At 75.4% G+C, this 15,310-nt stretch carries 8 protein-coding genes; 3 read left to right on the top strand and 5 right to left on the bottom strand.

What is annotated here, in order from left to right:
• The 5 genes from AMOR_RS22265 to AMOR_RS22245 form a co-directional block, all read right to left on the bottom strand.
• Entirely contained in the window at positions 1-2,358 is a 2,358-nt protein-coding gene (locus AMOR_RS22265; protein ID WP_248354268.1) for a cytochrome c3 family protein, read from the bottom strand.
• 583 nt (positions 2,359-2,941) lie between these two features.
• Complete coding sequence (rbsK, locus tag AMOR_RS22260) at positions 2,942-3,853, bottom strand: ribokinase (RefSeq protein WP_248354266.1); 912 nt, start codon at positions 3,851-3,853, stop codon at positions 2,942-2,944.
• Positions 3,854-3,872: 19 nt separating this feature from the next.
• Positions 3,873-4,862, bottom strand: coding sequence for an ABC transporter permease (locus AMOR_RS22255; protein WP_248354264.1), 990 nt, complete (start codon positions 4,860-4,862; stop codon positions 3,873-3,875).
• 9 nt (positions 4,863-4,871) lie between these two features.
• Positions 4,872-6,437 (bottom strand): sugar ABC transporter ATP-binding protein, encoded by a 1,566-nt coding sequence (locus tag AMOR_RS22250; RefSeq protein WP_248354262.1) that lies wholly within the window; start codon positions 6,435-6,437, stop codon positions 4,872-4,874.
• 59 nt (positions 6,438-6,496) lie between these two features.
• Positions 6,497-7,453 carry a sugar ABC transporter substrate-binding protein gene (locus AMOR_RS22245; RefSeq protein WP_248354260.1) on the bottom strand — a complete coding sequence of 319 codons (957 nt, stop codon included), beginning with the start codon at positions 7,451-7,453 and terminating at the stop codon, positions 6,497-6,499.
• A gap of 288 nt (positions 7,454-7,741) precedes the next feature.
• Here AMOR_RS22245 and AMOR_RS22240 point away from each other — a divergent pair, with 288 nt between their 5' ends.
• From AMOR_RS22240 to AMOR_RS22230, 3 genes are read left to right on the top strand one after another with little or no spacing between them, the layout of a single operon-like run.
• Positions 7,742-13,075 carry a carboxyl transferase domain-containing protein gene (locus AMOR_RS22240; RefSeq protein WP_248354258.1) on the top strand — a complete coding sequence of 1,778 codons (5,334 nt, stop codon included), beginning with the start codon at positions 7,742-7,744 and terminating at the stop codon, positions 13,073-13,075.
• 36 nt (positions 13,076-13,111) lie between these two features.
• Entirely contained in the window at positions 13,112-13,957 is an 846-nt protein-coding gene (locus AMOR_RS22235; protein ID WP_248354257.1) for an ABC transporter ATP-binding protein, read from the top strand.
• Positions 13,954-15,243: an ABC transporter permease gene (locus AMOR_RS22230; RefSeq protein ID WP_248354256.1), complete on the top strand. Its 1,290-nt coding sequence runs from the start codon at positions 13,954-13,956 to the stop codon at positions 15,241-15,243. Before AMOR_RS22235 ends, AMOR_RS22230 begins: the two co-directional genes overlap by 4 nt.
• The last annotated feature ends 67 nt before the right edge of the window (positions 15,244-15,310 follow it).

Genomic DNA, 15,310 nt, shown 5'->3' with positions numbered 1-15,310 from the left:
CTACCGCCGCGCCTTGCCCGGTCCCCCGTGGGGATCGTGGCACGTCGTGCAAACGTCCGCCGTCGCACCGCCGTGCGCCTTCTTCGTGCTCGCCGCGGCGAGGTCGTGACACCCGAGGCAGAGCCCCGGGACCGCGTCCGTGAGCAGCCGCGGGTTCGCGGACGCGTGCGGCGCGTGGCACGACGCGCAGTCTCCGGCCTTGAACGGCTCGTGCACCCAGTCGGCCCGGGCCCGCTCGCGGAGCTTCGCGTGGCAGCCGAGGCAGAGGTCCGGCTCGGCCTTCACGAGGATCTTCGGGGTGCTCGAGCCGTGCGGCGCGTGGCACTTCAGGCACGCGCCGGCCCGAACCGGCGCGTGGACGGACACGCCCTCGAACCTCCGCCGCGCGTCGGCGTGGCAGCCGTGACAGAGGTCCGCGCCGCCCTGGAGGAGCAGGTGATCGCGGGAGGACGCGTGCGGGCTGTGGCACGCGACGCAGTCGCCGTCGCGGGCGGGCGCGTGCGGGACCTTCGCCACGCGCTGGGCGAGGTCGTGGCACTCGGCGCACGCGGTCATGAGGTCCTTCCGCACCTGCGCCGGCGCGGGCCCCCCGTCGGCGGGCGGGTCGTAGTGGCAGCGCGCGCACTCGCGAGCCCCGAACGGCGGATGGACGTTCGAGGGCGGGAGCTTGCTCGCCTTCGAGACGTGCGGGTCGTGGCAGGACGTGCAGCGGGCGCCCGCCACCGCGTAGCCGCGATGTGCCTTCGCGAGGTCCGCGCCCTCGACGTCGTGGCACCCGCCGCACAGCTCCGCCTGCTCCTTCACGAGGAGGCTCGGGGCCGTGGAGGCGTGGCCGCGGTGGCAGTCGAGGCAATCTCCGCCCGAGACCGCCTCGTGCACGACGGCCTTCGGCGCCGCGAGGCGCGCCGCCAGCTCCCGGTGGCAGCCGAGGCACACCTTCGCGGGCTCGGCCCGCAGCAGCTTCGGCTGGCCGGAGCCGTGCGCGTCGTGGCAGGACGGGCAGGCCCCCTGCGCGAACGGGACGTGGCGCGACCGCCCGCGGTCCCAGACCTTCAACACGCCCACGTGGCACTCGAGGCACGCCTTCGCGGGCTCGCCGCGCAGCAGCGCCTTCCCGTCGCCGTGCGCGACGTGGCACGCCGTGCACGCGCCGCCCGCGAACGGGTTGTGCCGGTGCTCGGGCTTCCGGCTCTCGAGCGTCCTGGCGTGGCACCCGAGGCACAGCGTCTCGGGGCCGGCGACGAGCAGCCGGGGACGGTCCCCCGCGTGCGGGCCGTGGCAGCTCGTGCACTCCGCGGCGGGGTGGCCGCGCTTCCCGACGTCGCCCCGGTGGCACTCGAGGCAGAGCGCCCGGCCCGGCCGGACGAGGAGCTTCCGCGAGCCGCCGTGAGGATCGTGGCACGCCGTGCAGTCGCCGGAGCGCACCGGCTCGTGCACCGTGGGCTTCGCGAGCCACTCGCGCGCCTGGCGATGGCACCCGCTGCAGAGGGCATCCGGCGCGACGAGCAGCGCTTTGCGGTCGGCGCCGTGGACGTCGTGGCAGCCGTCGCAGCGCCCCTGCGCGGCGGGCGCGTGGGCCTGCTCTGCCGCGAGCTTGCGCCCGATCTCGCCGTGGCAGCGGACGCAGAGGGCGGGCGGCGCGGCCGCGAGGAGCGGCGCCGCGTCCGCGGTGTGCGGGCGGTGACACTCCGTGCAACGGCCCGCCTTCACCGGCGCGTGAACGACCTTCCGGCTCGCCTTCTCCTCGATCCCGGAGTGGCAGCCGAGACAGAGCGCCGGCAAGGCGTCGGTCGCGAAGGGCCGCGCCGACGCCGGCGCGGCGTGGCAGCTCGAGCAGTCCGGCAAGACCTCGTGCCGGACGTCCCGGAGCAGCTTCTCCTGGGAGGCCGAGTGCGGATCGTGGCACGCGGTGCAGCGCGAACCGCCCACCGGGTACCCGCCGTGCGCCGCGACGACGTCCGGGTGGCACCCCGCGCAGAGCGCGCCGATGGGCTTCCGGAGTAGCTTCGGCTCGGCGGAGGCGTGAGGCGCGTGGCACGCGGTGCAGTGGTTCGCCGCCGGCGCGTGCAGGACCGCCTTCGCGAAGAGCTCGTCGTCGTGACACTCGAGGCAGAGCCGCGACTCGCTCGCCTGGAGGAGCAGCTCTCCCTGGACGCCGTGGGGCTTGTGGCAGGTCTCGCACGCGGCGTCCGCGAACGGCGGGTGCACGACGCGGAGCCCCGTCGCCGCCCGGATCGCGGGGCGGTGGCAAGGGCTGCACGCCGAGGTCGCGGCGGCTGCCGGCCTGGCCGGCCCCTGGCTCGCGCAGGCGATCGCGACGAGGAGGGCCGGGGCGAGGGGGAGACGGGTCGAGCTCACGGGTCACCGGGGGTGCGACGGGCGAGCAGGTATGCCATGGAACGACAGGGTCGCGAATTGACGTCAGGCAGGAGGGGTGGGGGGTGGATCCGCGCGCAGCACGCGTGGCATGCTCGATGTCGGCCGGCGCGCACCGAGCGCGAACCCGGCGATCGTCGGCGCCCTCCGCGCCGGCATCGGATCGAGTCGGTCCACTCCACGCGGTCGCTCGCACGTCCGCGCCGCTCTCCTGACACGCGAATCCGCCGCCGTGCGTCGAGAACGCGACGCCGCGCGTCGCTCACGCACGGCGAACCGGGGCGAATGGCGATGAGGCTCCAACGGGGGCTCGACCCGGGCCTCTTTCCGCCACACAATCACCTCAGCAGCTGACCAACCAAGGAGGTCTCATCGTCGAGCAAACTGCAGGAGACATCGATCGAATGCAGACCGGCGCAAGCCGGTGATCGCTCGCCGCAATGACGAGCTCGTAGGTGGTCGAAGAAGTAGTCGAAGGGGCCCGCTCCGGGCCCCTTCGTTCGTCGAAGGGCGGCTTCGCGCCGCCGCTCCCCCCGAAACCCCGCGCTGCGTGGCCGCGCGCCCGTCAGGGCGCCGTCGCGACCACCTCGCGCGCCCACGGGATCGACGGCTGCGCCCCGGGCCGCGTCACGCTGATCGCCGCGGCGGCCTGAGCGAACCCGATCGCGTCCGGGAGCGGGCGGCCGCGCGCGAGCGCGGCGCACAGCCCGCCGATGAACGTGTCGCCCGCGGCGGTCGTGTCGACCGCCTTGACGCTCCGCGCCGGGAAGTGCCGGGCCCCCTCCGCCGAGACGAGCACGACCCCGCGCTCGCCGAGCGTCACGAGCACGGTGTGCGCGCCCTGCTCGCGGAGCCGCGCGCCCGCGTCGAAGGCCCGGTCGATCGAGTCGACCGCCACGCCCGTGAGCATCCCCGCCTCGATCTCGTTCGGCACGAGCAGGTCCGCGTCCGCGAGCAGCGCCGGCGGGAGCGGCCGCGCCGGCGCGGGGTTCAGGACCACCGTCCGTCCGAGCGCGCGGGCCCGGCGCGCCGTCGCCTCCACGACCGCGAGCGGCACCTCGAGCTGCAGCGCGACCACCGACGCGCCGGCGAGGACCGCCTCCGGGACGTCGTCCGGGGCGAGCCGCGCGTTCGCGCCGGGCGCGACCACGATCCCGTTGCGGCCGTCGTCGTCGACGACGATGAGGGCGACGCCGGTCGCCTCGCCCCGCAGATCCCGGACCGCCGCGCAGTCGATCCCGTCCGCCTCGAGGCCGGCGCGGAGCGCGCGACCGAACGCGTCGTCGCCCACGCGGCCGACCATCGCGGTCCGCGCGCCGAGCCGCGCGGCGGCGACGGCCTGGTTCCCGCCCTTCCCGCCGGGGACCGTCGCGAAGGCGCCGCCGAGGATCGTCTCACCGGGCGCCGGCAGGCGCGGCGCGCGCACCACGAGATCCATGTTGAGGCTGCCCACCACCACGACGTCCCCGGCGCTCATCTCTTCCCTCCCCCGGCGCTCAGGGCGATCCGCCCGGCTCGAGGGTCCGGAAGAACGCCTTGGCGCGGTACTTGTCGATGACCACGGCCACCACGATGATGAGCCCGGTCACCATCATCCGGGCGAAGTCGCCCATGCCGAGCAGCAGGAGGCCGTTGTTCAGGACGCCCATGATGCAGGCGCCGAGGAAGGTGCCGGTCATGGAGCCCTTCCCCCCGCTCATGCTGGTCCCGCCGATCACGACCGCGGCGATGGCGTTCAGCTCGAACCCGACGCCGAGGATCGGGCTCGAGATGTTGAGGCGCATCATGTACATGACGGCCGCGAGCCCGACCATCGCGCCGCACACGGTGAACGCCGCGACCTTGTACAGGCGCGGGTCGTGCCCCGAGAGGCGCACCGCCTCCTCGTTGTTCCCGATCGCGTAGATCATCCGCCCGAACACGGTGCGGTTCAGGATGAACCGCCCGGCGAGGACCACGGCCGCGGCGATGACGAAGATCACCGGGACGCCGGCGAAGGTCATCGAGCCGACCGCGTTGAACGCGTCCGGGAACGAGAAGATCGTCCGGGAGTTCGAGATCTCCAGCGCCGCGCCGCGCGCGATGTTGAGCATCCCGAGCGTGACGATGAACGAGTGGATCTTCCACCGCTCGCAGACGAAGCCGTTGAACAGCCCGCACAGCATGCCGACCGCGCAGCTCGCGAGGATCGACAGCGTGATGGCGGGGCCGGTCGACCAGCCCTCGTGCGTGATGACGAGCCCGCCGACGACGGTCGCGAGCGCGAGCACCGAGCCGACGGAGAGGTCGATCCCGCCGAGCAGGATCACGAACGTCATCCCCACGGCGATGACGGTGTTGATGCTGATCTGCGTGAAGATGTTCGTCAGGTTCGCGAGCGAGGCGAACCGGGGCGAGATGAACGAGAACAGGAACGCCATGAGCGCGAGGGCCAGCCCGATGCCGGCCTCCCTCATGAGCAGGTTGAAGAGCTGCTTCGCGCGCATGTTGCCTCGCTAGCCGGCGCCGGCGGCCGCGGTCCCCGCGGTCGCCGCCTCCCGGCGGTCCCGGACGTACTCCTGGTAGGCGAGCGACAGGATCCGCTCCTGGCCGAACTCCGCCCGCGGCACCTCGCCGGTGATCCGTCCCCCCGAGAAGACGAGGATCCGGTGGCAGATCCCCATGAGCTCGGGCAGGTCCGACGAGACGATGAGGATGGCCTTCCCCTCCGCCGCGAGCCGCCACAGGAGGCCGTAGATCTCGTAGCGCGCGCCCACGTCGATCCCGCGGGTCGGCTCGTCGAACACGAGCACCGCCGCGTCGCGGAACAGCCACTTGGCGATGACGAGCTTCTGCTGGTTGCCGCCGGAGAGGTTCCGGGCGAGCTGGTCCACCGAAGGCGTCTTGATGGCGAGCTCCGCGACGAGCCGCTCGGCGGCGGACCGCTCGGCGCGGACGTCGAGGAGCCCCGCATGGGAAACGCGGGCGAGGTCGGTGAGGGTGACGTTCACCGCGCAGGACATGTCGAGCACGAGCCCGTGCGCCTTCCGGTCCTCGGTCAGCAGGGACATGCCGTGCCGGACCGCCTCGCGCGGGCTGCGGATCGCGACCTCGCGTCCGTCGCGCAGGACGCGGCCGGAGGCCTTCCGGTCGGCGCCGAACAGCGCCCGCATCGCCTCGGTGCGCCCGGAGCCGACCAGCCCCGCGACGCCGACCAGCTCGCCGCGACGGACCGCGAACGACAACGCGTGCCGGCCCCCCACCGTCCGCAGGTCCTCGACCCGCAGCGCCTCGGCGCCGGGCGCGACGTCGGCGCGGAACGGGTACTCCTCCGAGACCTCCTTGCCGACCATGAGCTTCACGATCTGGGGGATCGTCGCCTCGCGCGCCGCGAGCGTCTGCACGGTCCGCCCGTTCCTCAGCACCGTGATCCGGTCGCCGATGTCGAAGACCTCCTGCAGGCGGTGCGAGATGTAGACGATCGTGACGCCGCGCGCCTTCAGCCGCGCGACGATCTCGAAGAGGCGCCCGATCTCCCGGGGCGTGAGCGTCGCGGTCGGCTCGTCGAGGATCAGCACCTTGCTCCGGGTCGAGAGCGCCTTCGCGATCTCGAGGAGCTGCATCTGCGCGACCCCGAGCGTCTCGACCCGCGCGCGGGGCGAGACCGCGAGGCCGACCTCGGCGAGGACCGTCTCGGCGTCCCGGTAGAGGCGCGCGAAGTCGACGATCCCGAGCCGCCGCGGCAGGCGCTGGAAGAAGATGTTCTCCGCCACCGAGAGGTACGGCAGCAGGTTGAACTCCTGGTACACGACCCGCACCCCCGCCCGGATGGCGGCGAGCGTGCTCCGCGGCGCGTACGGCGCGCCGTCGAGGAGGATCCGCCCCTCGTCCGGCGTGTAGACGCCGCAGAGGAGCTTCACGAGCGTGGACTTCCCGGCTCCGTTCTGGCCGACCAGGACGTGGACCTCGCCCCGTCGGATCGCGAGGTCCACGCGGTCGAGCGCGACGACCCCGGGGAACCGCTTGGTGATCCCCGAGAGCTCGATGAGATCCGCCCCGCCCGCCGTCGCGCCCGCGTCCACGCTCTCCTCCGCCGCCGCGCGCCGGGCCGTCTACCCCGCGGCCCGGCCCGCGCGCGGGACTACATGACGAGGTCCTTCGCCGTGACGAGCTTCACGGGCGTCTTGATCCACCCGTGCAGCTTCTCGCCCTTCTTCATCTTGAACCCCGTCTTGATGCAGTTCGTGGCCATGTCCGGGCCGAACTGGTCGATGGTCGCGAGCACCTTCCCCTCGTGGATGAGCTTCTGCACCGCGGGGATGTTGTCGAAGCCGACCACCTGGATCTTCCCGCTCTTGCCGGCGGCGTCGAGCGCCTTCACGACGCCGAGCGCCATCGAGTCGTTGGCGGCCATGACGCCCTGGACGTCGGGGAACCGCGTGAGGAGGTTCGTCATGAGCGTGTTCGCCTCCTCGGTCTCCCAGTGCGCGGTCATCGACGTGAGGACCACGAGCCCGTGCTCCTTCGCGGCGCGCTCGAACCCGGCCTTGCGCATCTTCGCGTTGTCGGCGCCGGGGTTGCCCTCGAGGATGACGACCTTGCCGCCCTTCCCGAGCTTCTTCGCGAGCGCGGTGCCGGCGAGGTAGGCGCCCTCGGCGTTGTCCGGGCCCACGAAGACGAGGTCCTTCAGCCCGGCGGCCGCGAGCGCCTTGTCGTCGAGCTTCACGTCGAAGTTCACGACCGTGATGCCGGCCTGCACCGCCCGCTTCACCGGGGCGACGAGCCCGACCGAGTCGGCGGGCGCGACGCAGATGATGTCCACCTTCTGCGTGACGAAGTTCTCGACCGCGGCGATCTGCGTGTCGATGTCGGTCTCGGAGTTCATGCCGACCGGGATGAGGGTGAAGGTGCCGTCCTGCTTCGCGTACTTCACGGCGCCCTCCTCCATGCTCTTGAAGAACTCGTTCGCGAGGGACTTCATCACGAGCCCGACCACGGGCTTCTTGCCTGCGTCCGCCGCGTGCGTGGGAAGGGCGTGAGCGACGAGCGCGAGCGCGACGACGAACGGAACGGCCAGGATGCGACTGAACGTCTTCATCGGTGCTCCTCCTCCGACCCGGCGACGCCGGGTCGCTGCTGCTGCGGCCGCGCCGGCGCCCTCGCCCCCGTGGCGGCGGCGGCCGGCGCGCCCCGCCGGGACTGTAGGCCCGGCCGGAGGGGGGTGACCGGCGCGGATGGGGCCCTGCGGCGGTCCGGCCGAGCGGCGCGTCACCGCGGGGCGCACCGCACGCGAACGACCCGTGCGAGCCGTGCGCGGCGGCCCTACAACCACGGCGCGCTCCGCCTCGGGCCCGGTCGCCCGGCGAGCGCGGGGGCGGCGACATCCATGGACGGTTCGGCGAGCATCGGGCGGATCGCGGTGCTGGATCGCGGCGAGCAGGGGCGGCGGGTGCTGCGCGCGGTCCGGGAGCTCGCGCGCGCGGGGCGCGCCGGCGCGGCGGTGGCCGTGGTCGCGCCCGGCGAGCGGGACACGGCGTTCGCGCGCGACGCCGACGAGGTGATCGTCATCGACGGCTCGCGCGAGCTCGCGCTCGGGCTCGCCCGCGCCGGGGCGGCTTGGCTCGGCGTCGGGTCGCTCGAGGCGCGCGCGGTCTTCGCCGCGTCGTGCGACACCCTCGGCGTCCTGCACCTCGGCTGGCCCGCGGAGGCGCTCGCCCGCCTCGCCGGCCCCGGGGCGCTCGCCGAGGTGGCCACCGCGGTCGGGGCCGAGGTGCCCGGCGCGGCGCCCGATCCGCGGTCCCGCCTGGTGGAGGTCGTCGTGGCGCGCGACCGCTCCGGCGGCGCCCTGGCGCTCGGGACGGCGGACGCGTCGCTCCGTCGCGGCGGCGTGGCAGTGCTCGCGGAGTCGCCCGCTCCGGCGCTCGGCGCGGACCTCGACGCCGCGGCGCGGGCGCTCGCGGTGAGGGCGGCCGCGACGGCCGGGGTGGTCGGCGTCGCGGCGGTGGAGCTGCTGCTCGAGCCCGGCGCGCGCACGCTCGCCCTCGTCGGGATCGACCCGGTTCCCGCCGCCGCGGCCGCCGTCGAGGCCGCCGCCGCGGTGGACCTCGTCCGGCTCGCGCTCCACCTCGCGATGGGCGGCCCCCTCCCGGCGGCGATGGCGCCCGGCGGCCACGCTGCGGCCGCCCGGATCGAGGCGCGCGACCCCGAGGGCTCCTCGGCCCTGCCGGGCCAGGTCGTGCTGCTCCGGCTGCCCGCGGACCCGGACGTCCGCGCCTCCGCGGCCGTCGAGGTGGGCGATCCGGCGCCCGTCGACGCGCCGCTCGCGACGATCGTGGCTCGCGGCCCGGATCGCGACGCCGCGCTCCGCCGCCTCGCCCAGGCGCTCGCGGACTCCGACGTGCTGGTGTCGGGCACCGGCACGAGCCGCGCCTGGCTCCTCGCGCTCCTCGAGCGGGCCGAGGTCCGGGCGGGCGAGGCCGGGATCGGCCTGCTCCCGCGCCTCGCCGGCGCGGGAGAGCGGCTCGTCGTGCCGCGCCCCGGGCACGCGCTCCTCGCGGCCGCCATCGAGGCGTACGAGGCGGACCTCGACCTCGAGCGCGCGCGCTTCCTCGCGGAGGCGCGTCGCGGGCGGCCGCGCGTCGGCCCTTCCAGCGGGCGCGCCGTGGACCTCCGCCTCGCGGGGCGCCGCCACCGGCTCGACGTCCGGCAGACCGGCCCCGACGCGTTCCGGGTCGCGTCCGGCGGCTCGGCCATCGACGTCCGCGTCGAGCGGCTCGGGAAGCGCGAGCGCCGCCTCGACGTGGGCGGCACCCGCGTCCGGGTGCTCGTGGCCACCGAGGGGGCGCGTTTCCTCGTGGACGTCGAGGGGATCCCGCACGCGGTCGAGCGCGAGCCCGCCGGGCTCGTGGTCTCGCCCCTCCCGGCGGTCGTCGTGGCCCTGCCCGTCGAGCCGGGTCAGCTCGTCTCGAAGGGCGAGCCCGTCGCGCGCGTCGAGTCGATGAAGGTGGAGCTCGTCGTGCCGGCCCCGGAGGACGGCGTGGTGCGCGAGGTGCTCACGGTGCCGAACGCGCAGGTCGACGCCGGGGCGCCGCTGCTCCGGATCGAGCCCGCGAGCGAGGCGCCCGCCGAGGCGGGCGCACCGCTCTCGTTCGGCGCGCCCGCGGTGGAGGCGCCGCCCGACGCCGGCGTCGCGTACCTCGCCGCGCTCGGCGAGCTGAGCGCGCTCCTGCTCGGGTTCGACCTCGCGCCCGCGGACGCGCGCCGGCTCACCGCCGCGCTCGCGGAGCGCGCGCGGGCCGTCCCGGCCGACGACGCCGCCGCGCTCCGCGCGGAGGAGGACGTCCTCGCCGCGTACGCGGATCTGCTCGTGCTCTTCCGCCGCGCGCCCGAGGCGGGCGCCGCCGCCGGGGCGCGGCCGCCCCTCGAAGAGCTGTGGCGGTACCTGCACGAGCCGGAGGCGCGCGGCGCAGGGCTGTCCCCCGCGTTCGTCGCCCGGCTCCGGACTGCCCTCGCCCACTACGGCGTCTCGCTCGACGCGCCCGGCCGCGCCCTGGAGATCGCGCTGCTGCGGATCCAGAAGGCGCACGAGCGCGCGGAGCTCGCGGTCGCGGCCGTGGTCGCGATCCTCGATCGCCGCCTCGCCGCCGGCGGCACGCCGCCCGGGTTCGAGGGCGACGCTGCGCGCGGCCTCCTCGACCGCCTCGCCGACGTCGGCGAGGAGCGCGCCCCCGCGATCGCGGATCTCGCGCGCGAGCTCCGCTACCGTCGCTTCGACCGGCCCGCGTTCGAGCGCGTCCGGGCCGACGTGTACGCGCAGGCGGAGTCGGACCTGGCGGCCGTGTCGCGCCCCGGCGCGCAGCGTGAGGAGGCCCTCGCGCGCCTCGTCGCGTGCCCGCAGCCGCTCGCGACCCTGCTCGTCGCCCGGATGGCTGCCGCGGACGCGCCGGTGCGGCCCGCCCTCGTCGAGACGCTGCTCCGCCGCTACTACCGGATCCGCTCCCTCACGGGCGTCGCGACGCGCGAGGTCGGAGGGCTCGCCTGCGCGACCGCCGAGTACGAGCTGGACGGGCGCCGGATCCGGCTGGTCGCCGGGTTCGCCCCCGCCTCCGAGGCGCCCAGGCTCGCGCGGGCCCTCGCGCGCCTCGCGAGGGAGGTGCCGGCGGGCGTGGACGTCACCGCCGAGCTCTACCTCTGGTTCGACGGGCCGGCGGAGCCGACCGACGCCCTCGTCGAGCCGCTGCGCGCCGCGCTCGCCGGCGCCGGCTTCGGTCGGCCCCTCCGCCGCGCGTCGTTCGTCGTCGCCCGCGCCGGCCGGGGCCTCGGGCGCCAGGAGAGCCAGGCGCACCTCTCGTTCCGCGGCGGACCGGAGCGGTTCGAGGAGGAGCGCCGGTACCGCGGGGTCCACCCGCTCCTCTTCCGGCGGATGCAGCTCTCGCGGCTCTCGCGATTCGACCTCGAGCGGCTGCCGTCCGTCGAGGACGTGTTCCTGTACCGCGGCGTCGCGCAGGGGAACCCGAAGGACGAGCGCCTCTTCGCCGTCGCGGAGGTGCGCGACCTCACCCCGGTCCGCGATCCGGCCGGGCAGGTCGTGCAGCTCCCGCAGCTCGAGCGGATGCTGCACGAGGCGCTCGCGGGCATGCGGCGCTTCCAGGCGACCCGCGCGCCGCACCAGCGCCTCGAGTGGAACCGCGTGCTCCTCACGCTCGAGCCGCCGTTCCTCCTCTCCCGCGACGAGCTGCGCCGGCTCGCGACGCGCCTCATGCCCGCGGCCCAGGGGCTCGGCCTCGAGATGGTGATCCTCGCCGCGCGGATCCCCGACCCGCGCACGGGCGCCCTCGAGGACACGCTCGTCCGGATCACGACGACGGGCCAGGGGCTCTCCATCCGCTACGACCCGCCCCTCGACCGGCCGATCCTGCCGCTCGAGGAGTACCAGCAGCGCGTCATCGCGCTGCGGCGCCGCGGCCTCACCCACCCGTTCGAGCTCGTCCGGATGCTCGCGCCCCCCCGCGGCGCCCAGGCCGACGTCCCGCCCGGCGAGTTCGTCGAGCACGACCTCGATCCGTCCGGCGCGCTCGTGCCGGTGATCCGCCCGGCGGGGAAGAACACGGCCAACATCGTGGCCGGCGTGGTGCGCACCTTCACGGATCGCTACCCGGAGGGCATGCAGCGGGTCGTCCTGCTCGGCGACCCGACGAAGGCGATGGGCTCGCTCGCCGAGCCCGAGTGCCGGCGCATCGCCGCCGCGATCGATCTCGCCGAGCGGCTCGGCGTCCCCCTCGAGTGGTTCGCCGTGTCCGCCGGCGCGAAGATCTCGATGGAGAGCGGCACGGAGAACATGGACTGGATCTCGCGGGTGCTGCGCCGGATCATCGAGTTCACGCAAGATGGCGGCGAGATCAACGTGGTCGTCGCCGGCATCAACGTCGGCGCCCAGCCGTACTGGAACGCCGAGGCCACGATGCTGATGCACACCCGCGGGATCCTGGTCATGACGCCCGGCTCCGCGATGGTGCTCACCGGGAAGGAGGCCCTCGAGTACTCCGGGTCGGTCGCCGCCGAGGACAACCTCGGGATCGGCGGGTACGACCGGATCATGGGCCCGAACGGCCAGGCGCAGTACCGGGCCTCGAGCCTCGCCGACGGGATCCGCATCCTCCTCGCGCACTACGACCACACCTACGTGGCGCCCGGAGAGCGGTTCCCGCGGCGGGCGAGGACCACGGATCCGGCGACCCGCGACGTCCGCGCGTCGCCGCACGGGCCGGAGGGCGGCGCCGGGTTCACCACGGTCGGCGACGTGTTCAGCGCCGAGCGGAACCCGGACCGGAAGAAGCCGTTCGACATCCGCCGGGTCATGGCGGCCGCCGTCGACCAGGACCACGCGCCGCTCGAGCGCTGGCGCGACGTGCGCGGCGGCGAGACCGCGGTGGTCTGGGATGCGCACCTCGGCGGCTGGCCGGTCTGCCTCCTCGGCATCGAATCGCGCCCGCTGCCGCGCCTCGAGTTCGTCCCCGCCGACGGCCCGGAGCTCTGGTCGGCCGGAACCCTCTTCCCGCAGTCCTCGAAGAAGATCGCGCGGGCGATCAACGGCGCGAGCGGCAACCGGCCCGTGGTGGTCCTGGCGAACCTCTCCGGCTTCGACGGCTCGCCGGAGTCGATGCGCCGCCTGCAGCTCGAGTACGGCGCCGAGATCGGCCGCGCGGTGGTGAGCTTCCGGGGACCGCTCGTGTTCTGCGTGGTGTCGCGCTACCACGGCGGCGCGTTCGTGGTGTTCTCGAAGGCGCTCCGCGAGGACATGGAGGCGGTCGCCGTCGAGGGCGCGCGCGCGTCGGTGATCGGCGGCGCGCCTGCGGCCGCGGTCGTCTTCGCCCGGGAGGTCGAGACCCGCGCCCGCAAGGACCCGCGGGTCGTCGACGCGGAGAAGGCCGCCGCGACCGGCGGCGGCCCGGCCCGGGCCCGGCTCGCCGAGGTGCTCGCCCAGGTCCGCTCGGAGAAGGTGGGCGAGGTCGCGGAGGAGTTCGACACGGTCCACACGGTCGAGCGCGCGCGGCGGGTCGGCTCGCTCGACGGGATCATCGCGGCGAAGGATCTCCGGCCGTGGCTGGTCGGCGCGGTGGAGCGCGGGATCGCGCGGCACGGGAACGGCGAGCTGCGACGCCGGGCGGGCGAGCTCGAGGTCCCCGCGGGGAGCGGCCCCGAGGCACCTGTGACGCACTGACCGCTCGGGCGCCTCCGCGCGGTGTAGGATGCCCGCGTGCTGGCGCTCGACGCGGTTCACAAGCGGTACGGCCGGACCGTCGCCCTCGACGGCCTATCGCTGTCGGTCGCGCCGGGCGAGATCCTCGGGCTGCTCGGGCCGAACGGCGCCGGGAAGACCACCGCCGTCCACCTCGCCGTCGGGCTGCTCGCGCCGGACGCGGGCCGCGTCACGGTCGAGGGGCGCGATCCGCGCGACCCCGCCGTCCGCCGCGCGATCGGCCTCGCCCCGCAGGCGCTCGCGATCTACGAGGCGCTCACCGCCGAGGAGAACCTCCGGTTCTTCGGCGAGATGTACGGGCTCTCCGGTCCCGCCCTCGGGGCGGCCGTCGACGCGGCGCTCGCGCTCGCGGCCCTCGGCGACCGGCGCAGGGACCGCGCGGCGACCTTCTCCGGGGGCATGAAGCGGCGGCTCAACCTGGCCGCGGCCCTCGTCCACGGGCCGCGCCTCCTGCTGCTCGACGAGCCGACCGTCGGCGTGGATCCGCAGTCGCGGAACGCGATCCTCGAGCGGATCGCCGAGCTGCGCCGGTCCGGCCTCACCGTCGTCTACACCACGCACTACATGGAGGAGGCGGCGCGGCTCTGCGATCGCGTGGCGATCCTCGATCGCGGCCGCGTCCTCGCGCTCGGGACCGTCCCGGAGCTCCTGCGCACCCACGGCGGCGATCCGGTCCTCGTCGCGCGGACCGGCGGCGAGACGCTCCGGATCCCGACCCGCGATCCCGCCGGCGAGCTGGCGCGCCTCGCCGCCGCGCGCCCGATCGAGGACTTCCACGTCGAGCGCGCCGATCTCGAGGCGGTGTTCCTGTCGCTGACCGGCCGGAGGCTCCGCGACGTATGAGCGCGCGCGACCCGATCCTCCGCCCGGTCCTGGCCCTCGCCCGCAAGGACCTCGTGCTCCTCCTGCGAAGCCGCGGGCACCTCTTCTTCTCGTTCGGCTGGCCGATCCTGATGGCGGTGCTGTTCGGCCTCGTCTTCGGCGGCCGCGCCGGCGGGGACGGCACGATTACGGTCGCGATCGTGGACGAGGACGGCTCGCCCGCGGCGGCGCGCCTCGTCGCGCGGCTCCGCGCCGAGCCCGCCCTCGAGCTCGTGCCGGCGGCCGGCGCGGAGGCGGAGCGGCTCGTCCGGAGCGGCGAGCGCGTCGCGGCGATCGTCGTGCCCGCCGGCTACGGCGACACCGCGGACCGGCTGTTCCGCGGCCAGCCGCTCCGGCTCGAGCTGCTCGTCGATCCGAGCCGCAAGGCCGAGGCCGCGATGCTCGAGGGGGTCCTCACCGGCGCCGCGTTCGGGACGATCTCGGAGATCTTCACCGACGACGCGCGGGCGCGGGCGCTCGTGGACCGCTCCCTCGCGGACCTCCGCGCGGCGCCCGCGGATCGGCAGGATCGCGCGTCCCTCGAGCGGTTGCTCCGGGAGCTGGGGACCTTCCTCGACGCGCGCCCCGCGGCGCCGGCGGGAGCGCCGTCGGCGCGCCCCGCCTTCCAGCCGGTGGCGATCGCCCGCCGCGCGCTCGAGGCCCGCGAGGCGCGCCCCGGGAACGCCTTCGACTTCACGTTCCCGCAGGGCATCCTCTGGGGCGTGATCGGCTGCGCGCTGGGGTTCGCGCAGAGCCTCGTCGGCGAGCGGACGCGCGGCACCCTCGCGCGCCTCCAGGTCGCGCCGCTCTCTGCCGCGCACGTCCTCGCGGGGAAGGCGCTCGCGTGCTTCGTCACGATCGCCGCGCTCGAGGCCGCCCTCCTCGCCGCGGGCCGCGGCCTCGGGATGCGTCCCGCGTCGTGGCCGCTCCTCGCGGTCGCCGCGGTGTGCGTCGACGCCTGCTTCGTCGGGATCATGATGGCCGTCGCCGCGGCGGGCCGGGACGAGCAGGCCGCGGGCGGGCTGGGCTGGGCCCTCATGATGCCGCTCGCGCTCTTCGGTGGCGGCATGATCCCGCTCTTCATCCTCCCGGGGTGGATGCAGGCCGTGGGCGCGGTGAGCCCCGTCCGCTGGGGAATCCTCGCGCTGGAGGGCGCGATCTGGCGCGGCTTCGGCGCGGCGGAGCTCGCGCGGCCATGCCTCGTCCTCCTGGCGTTCGGCGCGATGGGGTTCGCGCTCGGAGCCCGGACGTTCCGCGCGCGGCCGTGAGCCACCGGGCGCCCGCTCGCTGGAGGGCCCTGCCGGGGAGACGTCCGGGAAGGCGGGCGCCCCGCCG

Source organism: Anaeromyxobacter oryzae (assembly GCF_023169945.1).
Lineage (GTDB): Bacteria > Myxococcota > Myxococcia > Myxococcales > Anaeromyxobacteraceae > Anaeromyxobacter > Anaeromyxobacter oryzae.
The sequence above is the reverse complement of the archived record's forward strand: the minus strand, read 5'-3'. Positions and strand labels throughout refer to the sequence as shown.

What these genes read in the sequence shown, in the direction of transcription:
- rbsK (WP_248354266.1), bottom strand. Translation starts at nt 3,853, where the DNA reads ATGAGCGCCGGGGACGTCGTGGTGGTGGGCAGCCTCAACATGGATCTC.
- AMOR_RS22255 (WP_248354264.1), bottom strand. Translation starts at nt 4,862, where the DNA reads ATGCGCGCGAAGCAGCTCTTCAACCTGCTCATGAGGGAGGCCGGCATC.
- AMOR_RS22245 (WP_248354260.1), bottom strand. Translation starts at nt 7,453, where the DNA reads ATGAAGACGTTCAGTCGCATCCTGGCCGTTCCGTTCGTCGTCGCGCTC.
- AMOR_RS22240 (WP_248354258.1), top strand. Translation starts at nt 7,742, where the DNA reads ATGGACGGTTCGGCGAGCATCGGGCGGATCGCGGTGCTGGATCGCGGC.
- AMOR_RS22230 (WP_248354256.1), top strand. Translation starts at nt 13,954, where the DNA reads ATGAGCGCGCGCGACCCGATCCTCCGCCCGGTCCTGGCCCTCGCCCGC.